Raw genomic sequence first — 23,425 nt, 5'->3', positions numbered from 1 at the left:
GCATGCTCGGCCGCCTCACCCGAGGCGGTCCTGCCACCCGCCAACAACGTCGCACCTTCAACACACCCGACTGACAGACATGTGAAACGCGCTCTGAGGAAAGGGCCTCATGACACGGGTGTTCCTGCAACCTGACGACCTGCGTGACCTGGTCGCGGAGCAGTGGGGTGCCGATCGGCGACTCACTGCCCTGCACCGCCTGACCGGTGGCAGCAAGAAGGGCGTCTACCGGCTACACCTCGACGACCACGCCACCGCGATTCTCTATGTCTGGGCGAGCAGCGAGAACTACTGGCCGCCGGTGTCTGGTGTCCCCGACGATCCGTTCACCGATGCGTCGGGCGTCGACCTGTTTGCCACCAACTACGCGGCCATCACCGCTGCGGGCGTGCGGACGCCACGGTTGCTGATGCTCGATCGCGATGGTCGCCATCTCGGGTCGCCGCTTGCGCTGGTCGAGGATGTCGGTGGGGTGACGCTCGAGACCCTCATGGCGCGGGATCCGGCCGCGGCCGTAACACCACTGTCGACACTCGGGGAAGCGCTGCGCCGGATGCACACCACACGCGGCTCGCGCTACGGCAAACTCACCGCCATCGCGTCCGGTGCGGCGTCTCAGTCCCGTAGCACCGAAGACGTCGTCCAGGAACGGGCCCTGGGTCACCTCGACGCGGCGGCCGTGCGGGTGGCTCGGCTCGCCGACGCCCGCGACCGCGTCGCGGGCCATGTCCGCGACCTGCGGAGTGCGGTCACCGCCCGCCAGGAGTACGGGCTGGTACACGGCGAACTCGGGCCGGACCACGTGCTCGTCACGGCCTGCGGCGAACCGGCGCTGATCGACATCGAAGGCCTGACGTACTTCGACGTGGAGTGGGAGCACGCCTGGCTGCAGATGCGCTTCGGTGACGACTACCGGGCGCTACGCCCGGTAGACCTCGACCTCGACCGGCTGGAGCTCTACCGGTACGCCCAGGTCCTGTCGCTGATCGAGGGACCTCTTCGGATCGCGGACACCGACTTCCCGAACAGCCAGTGGATGCGGGACCTCGCCGAGTGGAACGTCACCAAAGCCCTGGCCGCGATCTGACGGGACACCACGCGGCGGCGTCACCCCCTGCGTGGGTTCACTGCCGGGACGGGCTGATTCCTTCCAGGGCGAGTCGCACCAGCCGCTCCGCCTCGGCCGCGCTCGTCGATTCCGCCGCCAGTGCAATCGCTTTCACGAGGGTCACCAGGTCGATCATCTCGACGTCGTCCCGCACTGTCCCCTCCTCGACGGCTCGTCGCCGCAGCGGTTCACCGGCCGCCACGAGCATCGCGGAACAGGACTCGCTCTCCGGTGGCGCCTTGAGCAGGGAGGTGACCAGGCCGCGCGTGGTCGTGCTGTAGACCGCCAGCTCGCACAGCCAGGTCGTCAGTGCCTGGCGGGCGTCCGGCCCGGTCGACAACTCACCGGCGCGGGCACAGAGCGCTTCGACCCGGTCGTGGAAGACCGCCTCCAGCAGCGCCCAACGGGACGGGAAGTGCCGATGCAGGGTCGCCGAGCCCACGCCGGCGGCTCGGGCGATCTCCTCCAGCGACGCGTACGCGCCGTCCCGGGCGACCGCCTCGCTGGCCGCCGTGACGATCAGCGCGCGGTTGCGTTGTGCGTCAGCTCTCATCGCCTGCCGTTTGAATAAGTGGGGTGTCCCCCCATATCGTAACCGGCAGGAAGTGGGGTGCCACCCCACTTGTTCCGAGGAGGAGACATGGCCGTCCTTGTCATCGGCGCCACCGGCAAGCAGGGCGGATCCACCGCCCGGGCACTGCTCGACCAGGGCGTCGCGGTACGCGCCCTGGTCCGCGACACCACCAGCGCGGCCGCACTCGCCCTCCGCGACCGAGGAGCCGAACTTGTCCGGGGCGACCTGGACGATCCCGCCTCGCTCCTCGCCGCAGCGCACGGAGCGGACGGCGTCTTCTCCATCCCCTTCCCGGATCTCACCGATCTGCAGGGCGATGCCGAGCTGCGCCGAGGGCGGCACCTCGTCGAGGCCGCCCGCAGGGCCGGGGTGCCGCAGTTCGTCCACAGCAGCGTCGCCGGCGCCGGTGACTTCCACCGCAACCAGCCGGGCTGGGCCGAGGGCCGCTGGGACCGGCACTACTGGGAGAGCAAGGCAGGAATCGACGAACTGGTCCGCAGCAGCGGATTCGCCCGCTGGACCATCCTCAAGCCCGCGACCTTCATGGAGAACCTGCTGGAAAAGTCCTTCCTGTTCGGCGACTGGTCCAGCGGCACCATCGTCACCGGCTTCGCCGAGGACACCCGCATCGCCTGGATCGCCGTGGACGACATCGGCGCAGCCGCAGCCACAGCCTTCACCGAACCGGGCACGCTCGACGGCAAGGAGGTGGAACTCGCCGGCGACATGCGCACCATGACCGAGGTCGCCGCGATCCTCAGCGAGATCACCGGCCGGACCGTCACCGCGCCGGTCCTCACCCCGCAGGAAGCGGTCACGCGCGGCCTGCCGCCGTTCATGATCAATGTGGTCGAGCAGATCAACGAGAACGGCACCCCCGCTCGACCGGAGATCGCCCAGGCACTCGGCCTGCCCACCACGGACTTCCGCACCTGGGCCCGCCGCGCCCTCACCTGATCGCTCGGGTGCCGGGCCGGCTGCGGACGGCCGGCCCGGCAAGCTCGACGAGGTCACCCCACCCGGTCGAGGTCAGGACCGTCGTCGGGCCACCGACTGGATCTCGATGAGCAGGTGCGGGTGGGGCAACTGGTGCACGGCGACGGTGGTGCGGGTGGGCCCGGTCTCGTCGAAGTACTCGGCGTAGACCTCGTTGTAGCCGCCGAAGTCGTTCATGTTGACCAGGTAGGTGGTGATCTGGACGAGGTCGTCGAGGTCGGCGCCGACCGAGCGCAGGATGTCCCGGACGTTGTCGATGACGCCACCCGGTCCTCGACCGGGGCACGCTGGACCTGCGCGGATGACCATGACGCGACGTCCGCGTGCCTGAGCCGCGCAGCCTCTCCGGCGTGCGGGGCGGTAGCCTGGACCGGCAGCCGTCTTCCGAGACGGCGGCACGGCGGTGGGGCCCGCCGTACCCGAACCGTGCCGTTTCCGGCCACCAACGGTCCCTACCTGATGATCCTCGTGCACGCCCCGCGCCCGGGCGTGCAGACCGACCAGGTAGGAGCCCGTGTCCGTGCCGCGTGACCACCACCGCGACCCCGCCGCTCCCGGCAGGCCGCGCGCACCGGTCGATCCCGACGTCGACGTGCCCCCGTGGCCGCCCGGCACCGGCCGAGTACCGCGACAGTTCGAGATCCTCGCCGCGATCGCGGCCGGCGGCGTACTCGGCGCCTGCGCCCGCTACGGCGCCGTCGTGCTGTTTCCGACCGCGCCCGGGGCGTTCCCGTGGACGACGTTCTGGATCAACATCACCGGCTGCGCGGTGATGGGGGCGCTCATGGTCCTGATCACCGAACGGCGCACCGCGCATCCACTGGTGCGGCCCTTCCTCGGCACGGGCGTGCTCGGCGGCTACACCACGTTCTCCACCTACGCGCTGGACGCCCAGCACCTGATCGACGGCGGACGGGCCGGCATCGCGGTGCTCTACCTCGCCGTCACCCTCGTGGCGGCGCTGGCTGCCGTGTGGGGTGCGGCGGCGCTCACCCGACTGCTCGTCCCGACCCGCCCCACCCGGGACGGAGACGCCGGATGAACTGGCTGATGGTCATCGTCGGCGCCCTCGTCGGCGCACCGCTGCGCTACCTGATCGACCGCACCGTCCACACCCGGCTCGGCACCGCCTTCCCATGGGGCACCTTCACCGTCAATCTCCTCGCCTGCGTCGGCCTCGGCGTCCTCACCGGCGTCAGCACCGCGACCGCCGTGCCCCCTGCCCTGCAGCACCTGATCGGTCCCGGGCTGTGCGCGACGCTGAGCACCTACTCGACCTTCTCCGTCGAGACGGTCCGCCTGACCGAGACCGGCGCGCCGCTGCGCGCCGCCGCCAACGCCGTCGGGAGCGTCCTGGCGGGGCTGGCCGCGCTCGCACTCAGCAGCCACCTCGCGGTCGCGCTTCTCGGCTGAGCACGGCGGCTCGTACACTCTCCGGCGTGGAACGCCTGGACGACGCTACGACACGTCGGTTCCGCCTGGTCGACGTGCTGTCGCAGGCCCGCGACCACGCCGAAGGCGCAACGCCCGTACTGCTGGGTATCGACGGCCCGAGCGCGAGCGGCAAGAGCACCGTGGCGAAGAGGCTGGCGGCGCTCGGTGGCGCAGTCCTGGTCGAGGTGGACGAGTTCTGGACCTGGGGAGACGACCCCGCGTGGTGGGACTACTTCGTCGACCACGTCCTCGTGCCCCTCGCCAGCGGTCGGGACGCCCACTTCCGCGCCCGTGACTGGGCGACCGACACCGCAGGAGTCGCCACCGGCGAGTGGGTGACGACCGTCGCCAGCGCCCTGGTCATCGTGGAGGGCGTCACGTCCACCCGACGCGCGGTGGCGGACCGCTACGCGTACCGGATCTGGGTGGACGCCCCCGAAGCATCGCGGCTGCGGCGCGGCATCGCGCGCGACGGTGAACAGCACCGCGATGCGTGGCTCGACTGGCTCGCGGTCGAGCGTGACTTCTTCGCGGCGGACCAGACCGACACCCGAGCGCACCTGCACGTCCACGGCGAGCCGACGGTGCCCTGCGACGTACTCGATGAGGTCATCGTGCACCGCCGGCCGCAGCCGTGAGACCGGGCGGTGCCTACTCCCGCCAGCCGGTCAGCTCGACCCCCTTGGCCAGGTCCACCCGGAAGCCCAGCGCGATCTCGCCGCTCTCGCCCGGCGCGAGCGACAGCCGCCAGGTCACCTCGCCCAGCTCCGTCCGCTCGACCGGCGGCGGTACGACGGTCGTCTCGCGTACCACCACCGCCTCGTCCCGCGAGACCGGAAGCTGATCACGCACCTCGACGGTAGCCGGGCGGGACGTGTGGTTGTCGACGGTGATCCGGTACTCCACCTCGCGCCGCCGGGTCGACCCGAGCGTGGCCTTGGTCTCGGCGCGTCGGTGCAGCTTCCGCTCCACCCGCATCCGGTCGTCCACCCCCAACGCCACCTCGGTCTCCTCACCCGGCGCCCACATCGGCAGCCGGGTGGAGGCGACGAAGTCGGCGTCGTGGAACACCGCGGCCGGGCCGGCGAGCAGCGCGTGCTCCGACGTGTTGCGGATCGTGGCCCGCAGGTGGGCCTCGGCGGCGCGGACCGGGGCGGTGACATGGTCCAGCCGGGCCGGCAGGTCCAGCACGGCGATGGTGGCCCGATGGGCGCTGCCGTCGGCGGGCACCGCCACCGGCCGGGCCGGTCGGTAGGTGGCCGCAGTGATCCCCTGCTCGACCTCGGCGACGCTCTCCCGCAGCCTCTGCGGGACCGGCGGCGCGGCACGGGCCGGGCTGGCGGCCGGCGCCGCACCGAACGCCGGCATCCCGGCCACCATGTCCGGCGCCATGCGCGGCTGTGGCGGCCGGCGCCGGTCCAGATACCAGGGCGACAGGTCGGGTACGCCGGTCGTCGCCGCCAGCCGTGCGGTGGAGAGGCGAAGGTCGCACTCGGGCCAGTCCTCCCCGGTGCTCTGGCTGACCATCGCGAACCAGGTGACGGTCATGGTCTCGTCGACCAGCCGCAGATCGTAGGAGGGTTGCCACCGGGCGCCCTCCACCAGGTAGGTCAGCTCCAGCTCGACGTCGGTGTCGTCGGCGTCGACCGCCACGATCACCTCGACGGCCAGCCGGTCCGGCTGCTGCTTGCCGTGCAGGGCGTCGAGATCGCGCCCGACCGCGGCCAACTCCTGCCCCAACTCGGTGCGCCGACGGGTCAGTCCGCGTCGTCTGGCACGCGAGTCGGCGAGCTGAGCGGCCACCGAGTCGGTGAAGGCGGCCACGTCGCCGGGCGCGGCATCACCGGCGGCCAGCGCGCGGGCGTACGTGCCGCCGGCCCGCTCGGCCAACCGGGTGAGGAACTGCCCACGCTGCTCCTCGATGCCGTCCGCGTCGTCGACCTCGGCCAACTCGTCGGTCACCTCGCGGCGGCGTTGCTCCAGGGCGACGACCTGCGCGTCGGTGCTGCGCGCCTGCCGCCACGTGGTCACGTCCACGCCGAGGACGGTGGCTGCGCCCCGACCGCCGACCCGGACCGAGTCCCGGCGCAGGCCGAGCGGGAGCGGTGCGATGCGTACGCGATGCTGACCGGCCGGCAACCGGAGACCGCCGCGGCGGGTGACCCGGGCCCGGTCGGGATAGACGGTGACGCCGACGACGGGGGCATCGATCTCCGCAGTGTCCACGGCGGCGAGGGTAGTCGACCCCTGTGACCGTTACCTCCGGCACTGGTGACCCGCCCTCACCGAACGGCAGTCTCCGAGTTCGTGGTCGCCAACGCGTTCCTGGACTGAGTGCTGCCTGGCGGGCCGGAAGCACCTGACGGGGGCGTACGTCTGTCAGGTCCGGGTCGGAGGATGCCAGTCGGCGTAGCGAGCCATCGAGCGCAATGCCAGCCGTGGCGGGGTCAGGCGCATGACGGTGTTGCGGGCGGCCACGGCGATCGGGTTCTCGAGTTGCTGGCCGAAACGGCCGATCGCCCGGGATGCCTTCGCCACCTGTTGACTGCGGGGACGGCGGTGAGCGTCGTAGGTGGCGAGCCCGTCCGACCGGTCGGCCACGGCGGCCAGAACGATGGCGTCCTCCAGTGCCTGGTTGGCGCCCTGGCCGAGGTTCGGCGTCATCGCGTGCGCCGCGTCGCCGAGGAGCGCCACGCGACCCCGGACGTACGTCGGTAGCGGCTCGTCCAGGCAGGCCAGGTCATCGGGCAGCATGGTGTCGGTGGCCGCCACCAGGGCGGGGATCGGGTCGTGCCAGGTGCCGAACCGGGCCTGCACCGTGGCCTTCTCGTTGCCCACCGGCCCGCCGGGGACGGCGTTGACTGCGGCGAACCAGTAGACGCGACCGTCCACCATCGGCACGATGCCGAACTCGGCGCCTCGGTCCCAGGTGATCGCCGCGACGAGGTCTCCGTCCCAGACCTGAGTGACCCCGCGCCACGCCCGTACGCCGATGTGGACCGGTGGGGCGACATCCGGCCACATCAGTCGGCGCACCGTGCTGTGGATGCCGTCGGCGCCCACCACGAGGTCGGCGGTGGTCCGGACCGCTCCGGTCGGGCCGTCGTAGCCGACCTCGCCATCCTCGGTGATGGTGGTGACCTGCGCACCGGTGACCACCGTGCCCTCCGGGAGCACGCCGAGCAGGATCTCGTGGAGCGCGGCGCGGTGGACCCCGATCGCGGACGTCCCGAGCACCCGTTCCAGGTCGCCTGCGGCGACCCGGGTTAGCCATCGACCGTCCGACCGGCGGGTGCCGCCGGACATGTCGGGGCGGCCCTGTGCCCGTACCGGCGCGCCGAGGCCGAGTACGTCCAGACAACGCATGCCGTTCGCCTGGAGCACCAGGCCCGCGCCGACCGCCCGGAAACCCGCGACCCGTTCGAGCACGGTCACGTCCCAGCCCGCCCGGCGCAGGCCGATGGCCGCACTCAGTCCGCCGATACCGGCCCCGATCACCACTGCCGTCCGCGCCATCACCACTCCTTCTCACGGCCGCGATCGCCGTCCTGGTCCGGGCGGTCGCCGCTTCGGCGTGGCAACGAGCGCCCGCCGAAACAGTTCCGGCATGTTTCCGAAACTACCGGTTGAAAACCCTGGAACATTCTGCCAGCCTGATAGGCATCAATCGATGAGATCGCTAACATTGATCTTTCTCACGATGGAGGTGTCTCGCACCGTCACCAGGCCCGACCGTCCGGGTGACACGTCCACACCAGAGTTCATCGCCCGCGACCACGTCCCGGCGGGCGACGGGCTCGATCACCGCCACCCTTCACCTGCCGATCAGACGGCCGAACACGACTCACCACCGCACGGATGCCGGTCGTGAGTCCTGGCCTCGATCGGCGGACCCGGCATTGCGGGGCGCCCTGGCGAGCGCACCCGATCAGTGACAGATACGTCCCATCCCATCACTGGAGGATCAGCATGATCTCCCGGCCCCGTCCCCCCAGGCGTCGACTCAGAGCGCTCTACGTTCCCGGAGCCGCCGCGCTGGTCGCCGTCTTCGTCGCATCGCTGCTACCCACACTCGCCCACGCCGCCGAGTCCACCCTCGGTGCGGCCGCGAACCAGTCCGGCCGGTACTTCGGTGCGGCGGTGGCGGCGAACAAGCTCAGCGACGGCGCGTACACGACGATCCTGAACCGCGAGTTCAACAGCGTCACGCCCGAGAACGAGATGAAGATCGACGCGACCGAGCCGCAGCAGAACAACTTCACGTTCACCAACGCGGATCGGATCGTCAACCACGCCCTCAGCCGGGGTTGGCAGGTGCGTGGCCACACGCTGGCCTGGCACTCGCAGCAGCCCGGCTGGATGCAGAACATGTCCGGCACCACGTTGCGTAACGCGATGCTGAACCACGTCACGCGGGTCGCGACCTACTACCGGGGCAAGATCCATTCTTGGGACGTGGTGAACGAGGCGTTCGCCGACGGTGACAGCGGCGCCCGGCGCGACTCGAACCTGCAGCGCACCGGCAACGACTGGATCGAGGCGGCGTTCCGTGCCGCCCGGACGGCGGACCCGGGCGCGAAGCTCTGCTACAACGACTACAACACCGACAACTGGAACTGGGCCAAGACCCAGGCCGTCTACCGGATGGTCCAGGACTTCAAGCAGCGGGGCGTACCGATCGACTGCGTCGGGTTCCAGTCGCACTTCAACGCCCAGTCGGCGTACAACAGCAACTACCGCACCACGCTGTCCAGCTTCGCGGCGCTCGGCGTCGACGTGCAGATCACCGAGCTGGACATCGAGGGCTCCGGCACGACGCAGGCCAACACCTACCGCAGTGTGGTCAACGACTGTCTCGCGGTCCCCCGCTGCACCGGCATCACGGTGTGGGGTATCCGGGACACCGACTCGTGGCGCTCCGGCGGCACCCCGCTGCTCTTCGACGGCAGCGGCAACAAGAAGGCCGCGTACACGGCCACCCTGGACGCGCTGAACAGCGCCGGTCCCGGAACCACCCCCACGCCCACCACGCCGGGCCCCACCAACCCTCCGTCCGGCTCCGCCAGTGAGATCGTGGGTTCGCAGTCCGGCCGGTGCGTGGACGTGCCCAACTCCTCAAGGGACAACGGCACCCGCGTCCAGCTCTACGACTGCAACAAGCAGACCAACCAGGCCTGGACCTACAACAGCTCCACCAAGCAACTGCGCGTCTACGGCGACATGTGCCTCGACGCCGCCGGCACCGCCAACAGCGCCGCCGTCCAGATCTACGCCTGCCACAACCAGACCAACCAGCAATGGAACATCAACACCAACGGCACCATCAGCGGCGTCCAATCCGGCCGCTGCCTCGACGCCTGGAACACCACCAACGGCGCCCAGATCCAGCTCTACGACTGCCACGGACAAACCAACCAGCAGTTCCGGCTGGTCTCCCTCGGCGGCCCCACCTCGCCGCCGCCGACCACCCCGCCGCCGTCGGGCAACTGCTCGCTGCCGTCGTCGTACCGGTGGTCCTCGACCGGCGCGTTGGCGCAGCCCCGCTCGGGTTGGGTGTCGTTGAAGGACTTCACCCACGCCCCCTACAACGGTCAGCAGCTCGTCTACGCCACCACCCACGACACCGGCACCAGCTGGGGGTCGATGAACTTCGGCCTCTTCTCCAACTGGAACCAGATGGGCTCGGCCAGCCAGAACGCCATGCCCTTCTCCGCCGTCGCCCCGTCACTGTTCTACTTCGCACCGCGCAACGTCTGGGTCCTGGCCTACCAGTGGGGCGGCCCCGCCTTCTCCTACCGCACCTCCACCGACCCCACCAACGTCAACAGTTGGGGACCGGCACAGACCCTGTTCACCGGATCCATCTCCAACTCCGGCACCGGCCCCATCGACCAGGCACTCATCGGCGACGACCAGAACATGTACCTCTTCTTCGCCGGGGACAACGGCCGCATCTACCGGGCCAGCATGCCCATCGGGAACTTCCCGGGCAGCTTCGGCTCGAACTACACGACGATCATGACCGACACCACGAACAACCTCTTCGAAGGCGTGCAGGTCTACAAGCTCGAAGGCGAGAACCGGTACCTCATGCTCGTCGAGGCCATCGGCTCGCAGGGCCGCTACTTCCGATCGTTCACCGCCACCAGCCTCGGCGGCACCTGGACCCCCCAGGCCGCCACCGAGAGCAACCCCTTCGCCGGCAAGGCCAACAGCGGCGCCACCTGGACCAACGACATCAGCCACGGTGAGCTGCTGCGCACCAACGCCGACCAGACCATGACCGTGAACGCCTGCAACCTCCAGTTCCTGTACCAAGGACGCTCCCCCAACTCCGGCGGCGACTACGGCCTCCTGCCCTACCGCCCCGGACTGCTCACCCTGCAACGCTGACCCTTTGCAGGTCCGGCTCGGGCACAGCCGGCGCGGGCGGGTCCGGTGCATACCGGACCCGCCCATCCCACACCCACCCCCACCACCAGGAGGTATCGACAGTGCGAGGACATGCGCCCCCTCCCCTGCCCTCGGGGATCACTGACGCTCACCGAGCGTCGCCCGGCTTTCGGGGACGACTGCTCAAGCTCGCCGCCGCCGGACTCGCCGCCGCCGTCGGGTTGCTCACCGTGACGTTGGCGACCGGGTCCGCGTCGGCCGCCGACAACCCGTACCAGCGGGGCCCGGACCCCACCCGGAACAGCGTCGCAGCGGAGAACGGCCCGTTCGCCAACACGTCGGTCAGCGTCCCCAGCGGGAACGGCTTCAACGGCGGTCGGATCTACTACCCGACCGACACCAGCCAGGGCACCTTCGGGGCCATCGCGATCTCGCCCGGATACACCGCTCTGTTCTCCGCCGAACTGGCGTGGATGGGACCGTGGCTGGCCTCGCACGGTTTCGTGGTGATCGGCATCGAGACCAACAGCCGCAACGACTTCGACACCGCTCGCGGCACCCAGTTGCTCGCCGCTCTGGACTACCTGACGCAGCAGAGCACGGTCCGCACCCGGGTCGACCCGAACCGGTTGGCCGTCGCGGGTCACTCGATGGGCGGCGGCGGGGCGCTGAGCGCCGCGATGCGCCGCCCATCGTTGAAGGCGGTGGCCGGCATCACGCCGTACTCGCCGTCGTCGAACCTGGCCAACGACCGGGTGCCCACGATGATCATCTCTGGGCAGGCGGACACGGTGGTCACCCCGTCCTACGCCCTCGGCCTGTACAACAGCATCCCGGCCACGACGGAGAGCGTCTACCTGGAGGTCGCCGGTGGCGACCACGGGTTCATGGTCGGCCGGTCGAACCCGGTGCTGATCCGGACCATGCTGCCGTTCCTGAAGACGTTCGTCGACAACGACGCCCGGTACACCCAGTTCCTCTGCCCGCTGGTGGACAACAGCGGCGTGGTCACCTACCGCAACACGTGCCCGTTGCTGCCGCCACCGACCGGAACGCCGACGCCGACCCCCACCACTCCGGGGCCGACGACGCCGCCGCCCACCACGCCGCCGCCCGGCTCCGCCAGCGAGATCGTCGGTACGCAGTCCGGCCGGTGCGTCGACGTCCCCAACTCGTCCCGCACCAACGGCACCCGCGTCCAGCTCTACGACTGCAACAGGCAGACCAACCAGACCTGGACCTACAACACCACGACCAAACAACTGCGCGTCTACGGCGACATGTGCCTCGACGCCGCCGGCACCGCCAACAGCGCCGCCGTCCAGATCTACGCCTGCCACAACCAGACCAACCAGCAATGGAACATCAACACCAACGGCACCATCAGCGGCGTCCAATCCGGCCGCTGCCTCGACGCCTGGAACACCACCAACGGCGCCCAGATCCAGCTCTACGACTGCCACGGACAAACCAACCAGCAGTTCCGCCTCGCGGCCAGATGATCATCTCTGGTCTGACCGGTGCGCAGGTCCACCAACTGCGCGGCCAGGTCTGACACCTGAGACCTGCGCGAGACGAACCGGGCGGGCTCGACGTCATGTCGGCCCGCCCGCCGCTGCGTCTCCCCCGACTGGGTTCCGTAGGCTTGGGCTGGTGACATCGGTGCGGGAACGGATCAGGGCGGTTCTCGCCGGGTCGGTCGACTACGAGGCGGGGCTGGACGCGCTGACCGTCACACCGTCGGTCGACGTCGACCCGGCGCTGGTGGCGGAGCGGGACGAGGCGTTCGCGCGGCTGTGGCGGGGCGGGTGGCAGCCGGCCGAGTTGCACCGGGTGGTCGCGCGACGGGGCCTGCCGCGCCAGGCCGAGCTGGTGACCGACGCGGTCGCCGCGTACCTGCGACAGTTTCCCCGCGCCACGGTCGACGGGCGGTGGCTGGCGCAGGCGGACACCCTCGGGGCACAGGTCTGGTGGGCGGACGACGCAAGCTACGTCGACGCGCTCGTGGCCCGCTGGCGGCTCGACCGGGTGGCCGTACTCGACCTGGTGTTGGGCCTGCTCGCCATCCTGGCCGCGCTCCCGCCGGTCGAGGTGCTCGTCCCGCCGCCCGGGTCCGCCGCCGCGCCGGTCGGCGGGTCGGGGTCGTCGCGGACCGACGCCCGGCTGCTGGACCGGGTACGCGCCCTGCTCGCCAAGGCGGAGTCGACGACGTTTCCGGCCGAGGCGCAGGCGTACACCGCCAAGGCGCAGGAACTGGTCACCCGGCACAGTCTTGACGAGGCGCTGTTGGCAGCGCGTAGCGGTGACACGACTCCGGTGGTGCCGTACGCGCGGCGGATCGGTGTGGACCACCCGCACGACGGGGAGAAGGCGTCCCTGCTGGCCGCCGTCGCCAAGGCGAACCGCTGCCACACGGTCTGGTCACCGGAGCTGGCGTTCAGCACCGTCTTCGGGTTCGACACCGACATCGACGCGGTGGACCTGCTCTACACCTCGCTGCTGGTGCAGGCGCACCAGGCGATGGCCCGGACCGAACCGCCGGGCGGTAAGGCCGGCCGAAGCCGGCTGAAGGCGTACCGTCAGTCCTTCCTGGTGGCCTTCGCCGACCGGATCGACGAACGGCTGACCGCCGCGGCGCAGGTCGCGTTGGCGCAGGCCACCGATCGGCGGGACGGGAGCGCGGGCACCGACCCGGCCGACCTGCTGCCGGTGCTCGCCGCTCGGGACGAGCAGATCCGCGAGACCATGCGGCGGGTATTTCCGGACACGGTCCGGTCCCGGGCCATCCGGGTGGACAGCCGCGACGGCTGGGAGTCCGGCCGCCAGGCCGCTGACCGCGCCTCCCTGCCGACCGACACCAGGCGGTGACGGGAGGTTCCGCCCACCGCACCCTGTTGGCCGAGCAGGTGGAGAGCGCCTGCGTGCGTTGGTCGGTGGCGGGTGGTCAAGACGGACAGGACGACCGTCCGCACCGGGTCACGGTGCGGACGGTCGCCTCGCTATCAGCTCCCGAAGGTGCCGATGTAGAGCAGGCGGTTGGGTGAGCCGGCTCCGGGGTTGATGACGACGTTCGGGGTCGCGGCGGCGACGATCGCCGCGTTCACGGTCGCCGGCGACGCGGAGGGGTTGTTCCGCAGATAGATCGCGGCGGCGCCGGCCACGTGCGGGGCAGCGAACGAGGTGCCGCTGCCGGTGTACGTGGCGGTGTTGCTGGTCCGCCAGGCGGCGGTGATCGACACACCCGGGGCGAACAGGTCCAGCGCGGTGCCGTAGTTGGACCAGGTGGGACGGGTGTCGGTGCGGTCGGTGGCGCCGACGGTCAGCGCCTCGGTGACCCGGGCCGGTGAGGTGCCGGTGGCCGGTACGCCGGAGTTGCCCGCAGCGATGGCGTAGGTGATTCCCGCGTTGATGGATCGCCGGACCGCGGCGTCGAGGGTGGTGCTGGCGCCGCCGCCGAGGCTCAGGTTGGCCACCGCCGGCCGGGTCGCGTTCGCGGTGACCCAGTCGACACCGGCGATGACCCCGGCCGTGGTGCCGGAGCCGCTGTTGTCGAGCACCCGCACCCCGACGACGGTGGCGTTCTTAGCCACCCCGTAGGCGCTCCCGGCGGCGACCGAGGCGACGAAGGTGCCGTGCCCGTTACCGTCGTCGGTGTTGTAGTCGTTGTCGACTGCGTCGTAGCCGTGCACCGCTCGGCCGCCGAAGTCCTGATGGGTGATCCGGACTCCGGTGTCGACCACGTAGATCCGCACCCCGTTGCTCGGACCGTAGGTGAACGACTGGTTCAGCGGCAGGTTCCGCTGGTCGATGCGGTCGAGACCCCAGGACGGCGGGTTCGGCTGGGTGGCCAGCGCCTGTACCCGCTGGTCCTGCTCGACGTAGGCGACGGTCGGGTCGGCCGCCAGGCGGCGGGCGGCCCGCTCGGTGAGGGTGGCGGAGTAGCCGTTGACCGTCCGTCCGTAGAGCCGGTCGACCTGGTCACCGCCGTGCCGGGTGGTGACACGCTCGGCGCTGGCTCGGGTGAGCTGCTGCCCGTCCTTGAGTACGACGATGTAGCTGCCCGGGACGGCGGTCGGCAGGTCAGCGCCGAGGACGGTGCCGGTGACCGGCGTGGCCGCCGCCGGGTTGAGCCCGGCCGCGGCGAGTAGTGCACCCGCGAGCGTGGCGGCGCCCAGAGTGCCGAGCCGGCGGCGGGTGACGAGGTGGGTGAGCCTCACGTGGCTGCTCCTTCCTGGGCCGGCCGTGGCAGCGACCGGCACATGCCGCGCCTGCGTCCAGAGCGGACGATCGGGCGCGGGATCCCTTGTGGTGCACCGGGTTCGGTGCGACACCCAGGCTAGGCAAGGATGAGCCATTGATGGTTGCGGTTGCTTTAGGCTTCTGTTGCCGGGTTGCTCCAGCCGTAACGAAAACACGTGGCCGTGACGGGCCCGCCGCTCAGCCGGCGGAGGCGGTCATCTGATGCCAGCCGTCGGACGGCCTGACGCATCATGGTCAGGAGTGGCTGGTGCGACGGCGTCGGGGTGGTACGGCGTCCAGGGCGGCTCACGCAGCGCGGGACAGTGTTCGGCGGTCGGATGGTTCGCGATGTCGATCATGCGGTCGAGGGCGTCGCGGGCGGCGGCGAGATCGGCCATCGCAGCGGTGATCCGGTCGCGTTCGGCGGTCAGCAGCGCGAACGCCTCGCGGGAACCGTGTCCGGCGTCGACGTAGGGCATCAGTTGCAGGATGGTCCGGCTGGGCACACCGGCGGCGTAGAACTGCTGGATCAACCGCACGCGTTCGACGGCTGACTCGGGATAGGTGCGCTGGCCGCTGGGGGCCCGCTGCGAGGCGAGCAGACCCTGCTCCTCGTAATACCGCAGCGCTCTCGTGCTCACGCCCGCCCGCCGCGCGACGTCACCGATCCGCATCCACGTCCTCCATCGGCTCCACATTCCGACTTGCCCTTGACGTCAACGTCAGCTTTTACGGTAGTCGACGTCGGGCCGGACACGGTCCCGTCCCATCCCGAGATGACCCAGGCAGGGAGCACGGAGCCATGAACATCGCCGACCAGATCGCCCTCGTCACCGGATCCAACCGCGGTATCGGCCGCCAGTTCGTGCTCGAGCTGCTCGAGCGCGGGGCGAGCAGGGTGTACGCGACGGCCCGTCGCCCCGAGAGCCTCGACTTCGACGACAGTCGCGTGGTGCCGCTGCGACTCGACCTGCTCGACCACGAGTCCGTCGTCGCGGCGGCAGCGGCCGCGCGTGATGTCACGCTGCTGGTCAACAACGCCGGTATCGCGACCGGCGCCCCGCTCGTCACCGGCGAGCTCGCCGAGGTACGCCGCGAGATGGACACGCACTTCTGGGGCACGCTCGACGTGATCCGTGAGTTCACCCCGGTACTCGCTGCCAACGGCGGTGGCGCGATCGTGAACGTGCTCTCGGCGCTGTCGTGGTTCGCCGGCCCGGGCACCGGCTCGTACGCCGCCGCCAAGGCCGCCGAGTGGAACATGACGAACGGCGTACGCCTCGAACTCGCCGCCCAGGGCACGCTGGTCCAGGGCGTACTCCTCGGCGCCGCCGACACCGACATCACCGCCGACTACGACGGACCCAAGATCGACCCCCGCGACGTCCCGCGTCGATCGCTCGACGGGCTGGCCGCCGGGTCGATCGAGGTGATCGTCGACGACTGGACCGCGATGGTGAAGGCCTCGCTCGCCGGCGACCCGGCCCCGTTCTACACCCGGATCACCGAGATGCTGGGCGTCCGCTGAGCGCCGACCTCACGGGACCAGGATCGTCTTGCCCCGGATGCGGCCGGACTCGGCGTCGCGGTGCACCGAGGCCAGGTCGGTGAGAGGACGCGACGCGGCGATGTCGAGACGTACGGCACCGGCGTCGACCAGGGCGACGAGGGCGGCGAGGTGGCGGGTGTCGTTGCGGGCCACGAAGCGTACCGCCGTCACCGCCGACCCGGCGGGTGCCGTCAGCGCACCGGCGGCGGACACGACAACGCCTCCTGGGCGCACCAGCGACATCAGTGCCGCGGCGTGCCGGGCATCGACCACGACGACGTTGAGGATCACGTCGACCGGGGTGTCGAGCGCCTCGCCGAGGGGCGTGGTCGTGTAGTCGACGATCTCGTCGGCGCCGAGATGGCGGACCACGTCGGCACTGCGCGGGCTGGCCGTGGCGATGACGTGGGCACCGGCGTACTTGGCAAGTTGGACCGCGAACCCGCCGACGCCACCGCCCGCCCCGTTGACCAGCACCCGCTGCCCGGCGGTGATGCCCGCGTGCTCGAACACCGCCTGCCAGGCCGTGACACCGGCGATCGGGATGGCGGCGGCGTGCGGGAGGGGAACGGCGGTGGGCGCCGCCACGACGGTGTCGGCGGCGGCGGTGACGTACTCGGCCGCGGCGCCGCCCGTGTCGACCCGTCCGATCACCCGATCGCCCACGGCGGGGGTGTGCACGCCGCCGCCGAGTTCGACGATCGTGCCGGCGACGTCCCCACCGAGGGTGTACGGCAGATCCAGCGGAAGGACGGCCCGCAGCAGTCCACGGCGCAGCCCGACGTCGGACGGATTGAACGAGGTCGCGGCGACCTTGATCAGTACCTCACCCCGACCCGGCGTCGGGCGCGGTACGTCTTCCTCGCGGATGACCGAGGCATCACCGTACTGGTGGATTCGCAGGGCTCTCATCACTCGAACCTATGGCGGCATCCGAAGACGATCCATGCTCCTGAGTCCCCTGTTCATACTCGATCGTCTTCGGAGGCGATAACCTGGCCACGATGGACGTACTCAGTGACGTGATCACGGTGATGCGAGCCGGTCGGCCGCGCTCCGCGCGAATCGCGTGGCACGCCCCGTGGGCGCAGCAGTTCGCACCCGTACCCGGCTCCGCCGGTTTCCAGATAGTCCTGCAGGGGCCGTGCTGGCTCATCGCCTCGGACACCGGCCCGGTGCCGCTTGCCGCCGGGGACATCGTGTTCCGGCCGCACGGTCGTGGCCACACGCTGGCCGACAGCCCGACGACCTCACCCACCGCGCCCGCCTGCGACCCGAACGACCCGGGCCTGGCGCGGTACGTCTCAGACGTCGGCGACGCCGCTGCCACGGTCACCCTGTGCGGCGCGTACCAACTCGATCCGGTCCATAGGCATCCGCTGCTCGACGACCTGCCCGAGCTCGTTCATCTGCCCGCGCACCTCGGGCGACACCCAGAACTCCGCGCCACCGTGGACCTGCTCGCAGGCGAGCTGGAACGGCCTCGCCTCGGTACCGACGCCATCATCCCGGCATTGCTCGACACCCTGCTGCTGCACATCCTGCGTTCCTGGCTCGACCACAAGCCGGCACCCGGGACCGTGACCACGGGCTGGGCAGCGGCACTCAACGATCCGGCCACCGCCGCCGCACTGCGGGCCATCCACAGCGACCTCGCGCGGCCGTGGACCGTCGCGACACTCGCCGCCGAGGCGGGGCTGTCCCGTGCGCCGTTCGCGCGCCGCTTCACCACACTGCTCGGAAAGCCGCCACTGACCTACCTGACCTGGTGGCGAATGACCACGGCCGCCCGGCTACTCCACGAATCCGATACGACGCTGAGCGGCATCGCGGTACGCGTCGGCTACACGTCCGAGTTCGCGTTCGCCACCGCGTTCAAACGCCAGTACGGAACTGCCCCCGGCAGGTACCGCCGAGCCGGACGGTGACAGCGGACCGGGGACCCTCAGTCACGATCGCTTCCCGGCGCGACGGCCGTTGCTGGGAAGCGTTGCACGAAGGCGCGGTACACCGGTGTGCCCGGCAGTCCGTCGTGGATGGCGAACACCACGCGGTCGAACCGGTCGACGACCCGCAGGGCGTCGGCGAAGGCGTCGGCCACCACCGCGGGATCGTTGCGGAACACCCCGCATCCCCACGCGCCCAGCACCACCGTCCGGTACCCGTGCGCCGCCGCGACCTCCAGCACGCGCCGGGCACGCCGGCCCAGCACCGCCGGCACGCTCGCCGCATGCTCGGGCTGGTTGCGCAGGACCGCACCCAGGTTCGGCGCCGCAGCGGTCAGAAACGACGTCAGGTACGGCCGATCGAGCAGATTGCCCTTGTCATCCCGGAACACCGGTACGCCCGGGGAGTGGATGACCCGGTCGCTGTACCGCAGATCCCGCTGCGCGCGATGGAACGCGTAGAAGTCCGGCGCCGCGAGCAGACAGGGGTACAGCGCCGACGATCGGGCGATGCTCTCCTCCTGCGCCTTCGCCCCACCCAGGAAACCGCCTCCCGGGTTCTTCGCCGAGGCGAACACCAGGCAGGCCGCACCGGACCCCAGCCGGGAGGCCGCCTGCAACGTCGACTCGTGCGTCACCTCCACCCTGCCGGCACCGGGCTGCCCGCTCCCCGACTGGAGCACGTCGTCGGGCAGGTGATGACGCGTGCCGGCGACTGCGGCCCGCACCGCGTCGGCGATGACGACCTCGTCGCCGCAGCCGTTGCGATAGCGACCGGATTCGGCGATGGAAACGGTCTGCCGGGCGATCTCACGAAGACGAGCGCTCACCGGCACACCCGGTGAGTCGGGCGGGAAAGGGTCTGCACAGGCGGCAGGCTAGGCAGGCAGAGCACCTGCCGACAAGCGATTTCGCCACCCCGCACCGGCCGTTGCCGGGGCAGCGACCGTTACCCGGGTGAGGGAACCGACGAGAGCAGGGCGAGGAGGTTGTTGATCCGGTCGGTGCCCGGCTGGTGGCCGGTGTCGGCGTGCGACCGGGCGGCGAGTCGGGCGCTGTGCCAGGCGGTGGCCGAGTCGCCGGCCCGGTGCTCGGCGGCGGCCCGGGCGGCGAGCGCGCGGCCTTCGAGCAGCCGGTAACCGCACTGCCGCGCGATGGACAGCGCTGCGTGGCACCAGGCGAACGCGGCGGGCTCGTCGAGGTCGGCGAGGCTGACGATGATGTCGGCCTCGATGTAGCGGTCCGCGGACGCGCGTGCGGACGTCAACGCGTCCAGCAGGATGCCGACGTTCCGATCCACGACGCCCAGGATGTGGAGTGCGACCGCTTCGAGTCGGGGCTCGGCCGGCTCGCGCGCCATGTCGAGTGCCTGACGGGCGAGCGAGGTGGCGCGGGCATCGTCACCGCGTGCATGGTGCACCCGGGCCAGTGCGCACAGGGTGGTGGCGCGGCCTCGGCTGCCGGTCTGCTCGTGCAGCTCAAGCGCGGTCGTCAACGTCCGCAACGCATCGTCGAAGCGGCCGAGGAGGTGATAGACCGAGCCCAGGTTACTCAGGACCAGCGCGCGGCTGCCCACCGCCTTGTTCCGCTGTGCCAGGGTGAGCGCCGCCTGGTGGTGGTCGACGGCTTCGCCGAGTCGGCCGAGGTCGGCGCAGACCAGTCCGAGGTTGTTGTGGTTGACGGCGACACCGGCCGCACGGCGGCTGCTCTCGTTCAGTTCCAGCGCCTGCTGCACGACCCGCAGGGCTTCGAGTGGCTGGCCGGTCATCCGGTAGACCGGGCCCAGGTTGCCCAGCGCCGCCGCCTGCCCTTCGCGCCATCCCGACCGGTTTGCCGACCGCAGCGCCAGGCCGTACTCGTCGATCGCCTCGGGGAACCGTTCCAGCCGCCAGTACAGGGCCGCGAGGCTCAGTCGGGCTGCCGCTTCGGCCTGGTCGTGGCGCGCGGCCCGGGCGGCGGAGAGACCGAGGCGGGCGACCTCGGACCATTCCGCGGTGTGCATTCCCAGCCACAGGTATCCGCGTAACGCGTCCGCCAGGGACCAGGCCAGCGTGTGCAGTTCCTGACGGATCGCGTGTCGGGTCGCGGCGACGAGGTTGTGCCGTTCCGCGTCGAGCCAGGCGAGGGCGTCGATGTGGCTGGTGAACTGCAGGTGTGCACAGGCCGGGGCAGGTGGCGGCACGGGTACGCGCAGCACCTGCGGATACAACCGGTCGGCTGCGGCGTACACGCTGAACAGGTACCAGGAGAGCAGGTCGTCCAGGGTCCGCTGGTTGTCGTCGAGGCTCGCGAGCTCGGCGACGTACCGGCCGAGCAGGTCGTGGGTGCCGAAGCGGCCCGGCGTCCGCTCCTGCACCAGATGGGCGTCGGCCAGGCGGGAGAGCAGTTCGGCCGCCTCCGCGGTTCCACATCCCAGCATCACGGCGGCCGACTCCGCGGTCACGTCGGCACCGGGCACCAGGCCGAACAGTCGGAAGAGTCGCCGGAGTCGCGGTGACAGGGTCCGGTAGGAGGCAGCGAACGCCGATCGGACCGCGATCTGCTCGTCCTCGCGGACGGTCAGCATGGTCAGCGGGTCGCCGGCGCGCAGCCGGGCCAGGTAGTCGCTGATCGTCTCGTGCCGACGGGTTTGCAGGTCCGCCGCGGCGATGCGCAGTGCCAGCGGCAGATGGGCGCAGTCCCGAGCGAGTTCGGCGAGCGTGGCCTCCTGCCCGCTGACGCGGTCCTCGCCGATGACGCGGGCCAGCAGCGCGGTGGCCTCCGAGGGGGCGAGCACCTCCAACGACAACCGTTGTGCGTCGTGTCGGGTAGCCAGCCCACCGAGGTGGCTCCTGCTGGTCACGATCACCAGGCAGCCGGCGCCGCCGGGCAGCAGCGGCTGGACGTGCGCCGTGTCCCGGGCGTTGTCGAGCAGGAACAGCATCTGTTTGTCGGCGACCACGCTGCGGTAGAGATTCGCCGCCTCGTCGACGTCGTCCGGCACCTGGGTGGGCGGCACACCGAGCGCGCGAAGGCAGCGTGACAAGGCGTCCAACGGTGCCAGCGGTGCCCCGGGTGAGTGTCCGCCCAGGTCGAGGAAGAGCTGGCCGCCGTCGAACTGTGACCGGACCCGGTGTGCCCACCGGATTGCCAGGGCCGTCTTGCCGACCCCGGCGGTGCCGATGATCGCGACGACCGCCAGGGCGCCGCTCGCGCGCGCCCGCTCCAGCATCGCGTCCAGTTCGGCGAGCGCGTCGACGCGACCGGTGAATGTCGACAGGCCGGCGGGCAGTTGGGCCGGGCGCGGGCCGGTGTTGGCGACGGCGGGCGCGGGCCGGCTCGGCGGGAACTGCTGCCGCAGCACCTGCCTGTGGGTCTCCGCGAGCCGCGCTCCGGGCTCGACGCCCAACTCGTCGGCGAGTCGGCGACGGATCCGCTCGAACACCCGTAGCGCCTCGGCCTGATGGCCCGATCCGGCCAGGGCCGTCATCAATCGCACGACGAGGCCCTCGTGCCAGGGGTTCGCGGCCGTCAACCTACGCAACGGCGCCACCGCCTCGGCGTGCCGGCCGAGTGCGAACTCGGCGTCGAACAGGTCCTCGGACGCGGCGAGCTGCTTGTCGTGCAGGCTGGCGGCGGCCCCCGGCACGAACGCGGCGGACGCGCCCGCGAGCGCCGGGCCGCGCCACAACGCCAGCGCCTGTCGCAGCAGGGTGGCCGCCGGTTCGTGCTCGCCCGCGTCGGTGTGGCGGCGAGCATCCGCGACGAGACCGGAGAAGACCGTCGTGTCCAGGTCGGCGTCGTGGAGGTCGAGGCGGTATCCGCCGGATCTCGAGAAGATCATTTCGGGTAGGTCGGCGGTACGGGTCAGGTGCCGTAATCGGGAGACGCAGACCTGGACCTGCGCGCGTGCCCGTGCGGGCGGCGCCCCGCCCCACAGCGCTTCGGCCACCTGTTCGGCCGACACCAGCACGTTCGCGTTGAGCAGCAGATAGGCCAGCACGGCGCGCTGCTGGGGCCGTCCCAACGGCACCGGCTCCCCGCGCACCACGGCCTCGACCGGACCGAGCAGGCGCCATCTCATGCGTCCCCCACCTCAGCGCATCTATCGCATTCTATTCGTCGTCACCTGGGCGGCTATCGGACGGCTAGCCGATGGCAAGGCGGCCCGCGCAGCCTCAGAGATGGCCGGGCGAACGACCCGGATCGACATCGCGAAGGAGCTTCAATGGGAGGAAGAATCCGCGCCGCCGTGGTCGCCGCAACCGTGCTCGGTCTGCTCGTCGCAGCAGCCGGCATGGCGCAGGCCGACTCGGCGTCGCAGCCCGCGTTGCGGGACGCACGAGCCGCCGCAGCGGTCTCGGACGGGATCGGTGCCGCCGCGAAGGGCGGCATCGGCATCGCCGCGACGTGGTTCACCGGTACGGTCGCAGTCGGCGGCACGCAGGGGTGGACCTGGAACAACGCCCCCGCCGACGCCGCCTATGTGGTCGGCTACAACCCGGCCGGCGCCACCACCTCGACCATGTGCCAGTTCGAGACGATCAGCAGCCAGTACGTCCAACTGTGGGGCGGGCAACGGCAGTTCCAGTTCACGCTCAGGAACGTCGGCTCGATCGCCTGTGGCGCGACGGTACAGCTCGCCGCGGTGAGCAGCTCGTCCTACGCCTCCACCGGCGGTGTCAGCCCGGGTGGCACCCAGACCCACCTGTGGAACATCCCCTGGCACACCAACTGGGTGGTGGGGCTCAACCCGAGTGGCGCCACGAGCTCGGCGGCCTGCCAGTTCCAGGTGACCCGCACCTGGTTCGTGCAGCCGGGTGCAGCGGGTGCGCTCCGTCAGTTCTGGGTGGAGGTCAAGAACGTGGGCTCCATCGCCTGCCAGACCGATATCCGACTCGGCTCCACCGCCGTCTCGTACAGCTTCAACATCGCATCCATGGCGTCCGGCGCCACGTGGTCCACGACCTGGAACAACGCGAACCCCGTCACCTCGGCCTACCTGGTCGGCGCGTCACCTCAGGGCAGCTACCCCATCACCTGCCAGTTCGAGGTCACCCGCATGATCTACCGCCAGCGCATCAACACCAACGGAACGTCCGAACGCCAGATCCTCATCTCGTTCAAGAACCTCGGCGGGACCACCTGCGGTGGGCTCGCCGAACTCCAGACCCTCGCGGCCTGATCCACCCGCACGTCGGCCGTCG

General features: G+C 70.8%; 19 protein-coding genes and 1 pseudogene. 11 read left to right on the top strand and 9 right to left on the bottom strand.

The genetic code is table 11. The features are described 5' to 3' along the window. Positions 1–109 precede the first annotated feature (109 nt). Positions 110–1,087, top strand: a complete 978-nt coding sequence (locus ABT008_RS22950) for a phosphotransferase family protein (protein ID WP_350698272.1) — start codon at positions 110–112, stop codon at positions 1,085–1,087. A gap of 37 nt (positions 1,088–1,124) precedes the next feature. On the opposite strand, the gene ABT008_RS22945 is transcribed toward ABT008_RS22950, so the two are convergent. Then, positions 1,125–1,661 carry a TetR/AcrR family transcriptional regulator gene (locus ABT008_RS22945; protein ID WP_350698271.1) on the bottom strand — a complete coding sequence of 179 codons (537 nt, stop codon included), beginning with the start codon at positions 1,659–1,661 and terminating at the stop codon, positions 1,125–1,127. An 87-nt stretch (positions 1,662–1,748) separates the two neighbouring features. On the opposite strand from ABT008_RS22945, the gene ABT008_RS22940 reads away from it, so the two are divergent. After that, positions 1,749–2,639, top strand: a complete 891-nt coding sequence (locus tag ABT008_RS22940) for an NmrA/HSCARG family protein (protein WP_350698270.1) — start codon at positions 1,749–1,751, stop codon at positions 2,637–2,639. A 72-nt stretch (positions 2,640–2,711) separates the two neighbouring features. Here ABT008_RS22940 and ABT008_RS22935 read toward each other — a convergent pair. Beyond that, positions 2,712–2,939: pseudogene (locus ABT008_RS22935) on the bottom strand (RidA family protein); the annotation flags it as partial. Positions 2,940–3,192: 253 nt separating this feature from the next. Between ABT008_RS22935 and crcB (ABT008_RS22930) the strand changes: the two are divergent. From crcB (ABT008_RS22930) to ABT008_RS22920, 3 genes are read left to right on the top strand one after another with little or no spacing between them, the layout of a single operon-like run. After that, positions 3,193–3,720, top strand: coding sequence for a fluoride efflux transporter CrcB (crcB, locus tag ABT008_RS22930; protein WP_350698269.1), 528 nt, complete (start codon positions 3,193–3,195; stop codon positions 3,718–3,720). Further along, positions 3,717–4,091, top strand: a complete 375-nt coding sequence (gene crcB / locus ABT008_RS22925) for a fluoride efflux transporter CrcB (protein WP_350698268.1) — start codon at positions 3,717–3,719, stop codon at positions 4,089–4,091. Before crcB (ABT008_RS22930) ends, crcB (ABT008_RS22925) begins: the two co-directional genes overlap by 4 nt. A 26-nt stretch (positions 4,092–4,117) precedes the next feature. Beyond that, positions 4,118–4,750: a uridine kinase family protein gene (locus tag ABT008_RS22920; protein ID WP_350698267.1), complete on the top strand. Its 633-nt coding sequence runs from the start codon at positions 4,118–4,120 to the stop codon at positions 4,748–4,750. Positions 4,751–4,763: 13 nt separating this feature from the next. Here the strand turns inward: ABT008_RS22920 and ABT008_RS22915 are convergent, their stop codons facing one another. After that, complete coding sequence (locus ABT008_RS22915) at positions 4,764–6,338, bottom strand: DUF4139 domain-containing protein (protein WP_350698266.1); 1,575 nt, start codon at positions 6,336–6,338, stop codon at positions 4,764–4,766. A gap of 153 nt (positions 6,339–6,491) precedes the next feature. After that, a complete protein-coding gene (locus ABT008_RS22910; RefSeq protein ID WP_350698265.1) occupies positions 6,492–7,628 on the bottom strand; it encodes an FAD-dependent monooxygenase in 1,137 nt (378 codons plus the stop codon). A 453-nt stretch (positions 7,629–8,081) separates the two neighbouring features. Here ABT008_RS22910 and ABT008_RS22905 point away from each other — a divergent pair, with 453 nt between their 5' ends. The 3 genes from ABT008_RS22905 to ABT008_RS22895 all read left to right on the top strand — a co-directional run bounded on the left by ABT008_RS22905 (position 8,082) and on the right by ABT008_RS22895 (position 13,373). Further along, positions 8,082–10,505 (top strand): non-reducing end alpha-L-arabinofuranosidase family hydrolase, encoded by a 2,424-nt coding sequence (locus ABT008_RS22905; RefSeq protein WP_350698264.1) that lies wholly within the window; start codon positions 8,082–8,084, stop codon positions 10,503–10,505. A gap of 101 nt (positions 10,506–10,606) precedes the next feature. Further along, entirely contained in the window at positions 10,607–12,007 is a 1,401-nt protein-coding gene (locus ABT008_RS22900) for a poly(ethylene terephthalate) hydrolase family protein (protein WP_350698263.1), read from the top strand. 151 nt (positions 12,008–12,158) lie between these two features. Next, positions 12,159–13,373, top strand: coding sequence for a DUF2786 domain-containing protein (locus tag ABT008_RS22895; RefSeq protein ID WP_350698262.1), 1,215 nt, complete (start codon positions 12,159–12,161; stop codon positions 13,371–13,373). A gap of 134 nt (positions 13,374–13,507) precedes the next feature. Here ABT008_RS22895 and ABT008_RS22890 read toward each other — a convergent pair whose 3' ends face one another. Next, positions 13,508–14,722 carry a S8 family peptidase gene (locus tag ABT008_RS22890; RefSeq protein WP_350698261.1) on the bottom strand — a complete coding sequence of 405 codons (1,215 nt, stop codon included), beginning with the start codon at positions 14,720–14,722 and terminating at the stop codon, positions 13,508–13,510. A 237-nt stretch (positions 14,723–14,959) separates the two neighbouring features. Continuing rightward, positions 14,960–15,418 carry a MerR family transcriptional regulator gene (locus ABT008_RS22885; RefSeq protein ID WP_350698260.1) on the bottom strand — a complete coding sequence of 153 codons (459 nt, stop codon included), beginning with the start codon at positions 15,416–15,418 and terminating at the stop codon, positions 14,960–14,962. 128 nt (positions 15,419–15,546) lie between these two features. On the opposite strand from ABT008_RS22885, the gene ABT008_RS22880 reads away from it, so the two are divergent. Next, a complete protein-coding gene (locus tag ABT008_RS22880; protein ID WP_350698259.1) occupies positions 15,547–16,272 on the top strand; it encodes an SDR family oxidoreductase in 726 nt (241 codons plus the stop codon). 9 nt (positions 16,273–16,281) lie between these two features. Here the strand turns inward: ABT008_RS22880 and ABT008_RS22875 are convergent, their stop codons facing one another. After that, the gene (locus ABT008_RS22875) at positions 16,282–17,205 is read right to left on the bottom strand and encodes an NADP-dependent oxidoreductase (protein ID WP_350698258.1); all 924 of its coding nucleotides are present in this window, start codon (positions 17,203–17,205) and stop codon (positions 16,282–16,284) included. Between the two features lie 92 nt (positions 17,206–17,297). On the opposite strand from ABT008_RS22875, the gene ABT008_RS22870 reads away from it, so the two are divergent. After that, entirely contained in the window at positions 17,298–18,221 is a 924-nt protein-coding gene (locus tag ABT008_RS22870) for an AraC family transcriptional regulator (protein WP_350698257.1), read from the top strand. 17 nt (positions 18,222–18,238) lie between these two features. Here the strand turns inward: ABT008_RS22870 and ABT008_RS22865 are convergent, their stop codons facing one another. Together ABT008_RS22865 and ABT008_RS22860 are read right to left on the bottom strand one after the other, a co-directional pair. Continuing rightward, the gene (locus ABT008_RS22865; protein WP_350698256.1) at positions 18,239–19,069 is read right to left on the bottom strand and encodes a TIGR02452 family protein; all 831 of its coding nucleotides are present in this window, start codon (positions 19,067–19,069) and stop codon (positions 18,239–18,241) included. A gap of 119 nt (positions 19,070–19,188) precedes the next feature. After that, positions 19,189–22,302: an AfsR/SARP family transcriptional regulator gene (locus ABT008_RS22860; RefSeq protein WP_350698255.1), complete on the bottom strand. Its 3,114-nt coding sequence runs from the start codon at positions 22,300–22,302 to the stop codon at positions 19,189–19,191. 144 nt (positions 22,303–22,446) lie between these two features. On the opposite strand from ABT008_RS22860, the gene ABT008_RS22855 reads away from it, so the two are divergent. Beyond that, a complete protein-coding gene (locus ABT008_RS22855; RefSeq protein WP_350698254.1) occupies positions 22,447–23,403 on the top strand; it encodes a hypothetical protein in 957 nt (318 codons plus the stop codon). Positions 23,404–23,425 lie beyond the last annotated feature (22 nt).

The sequence above is a fragment of the Micromonospora sp. NPDC002389 genome, assembly GCF_040296095.1.
GTDB lineage: Bacteria > Actinomycetota > Actinomycetes > Mycobacteriales > Micromonosporaceae > Micromonospora.
Note: the sequence above shows the minus strand (reverse complement) of the source record. Positions and strands in the feature narration are given on the sequence as shown.